This window comes from Paenibacillus sp. 203, from assembly GCF_037027525.1.
Classification (GTDB): domain Bacteria; phylum Bacillota; class Bacilli; order Paenibacillales; family Paenibacillaceae; genus Paenibacillus; species Paenibacillus polymyxa_B.
On the sequence record NZ_JAXCHD010000078.1, the window covers coordinates 1 to 274 of the forward strand.

A 274-nucleotide genomic window follows, 5' to 3' on the forward strand; every position below is an offset into this window, starting at 1 on the left:
GTCAGTTTCAAAATGAGCTTATCGCTCTTTCTATAAACCAACTTCGGTTGGTCTTTAATGGAGAGTTTGATCCTGGCTCAGGACGAACGCTGGCGGCGTGCCTAATACATGCAAGTCGAGCGGGGTTGTTTAGAAGCTTGCTTCTACACAACCTAGCGGCGGACGGGTGAGTAACACGTAGGCAACCTGCCCACAAGACAGGGATAACTACCGGAAACGGTAGCTAATACCCGATATATCCTTTTCCTGCATGGGAGAAGGAGGAAAGACGGAG

At 49.6% G+C, this 274-nt stretch carries 1 rRNA gene; it reads left to right on the forward strand.

Annotated features, from left to right (window positions below):
* Window positions 1–54 precede the first annotated feature (54 nt).
* Window positions 55–274 (forward strand): 16S ribosomal RNA (locus WA407_RS26875); the annotation flags it as partial.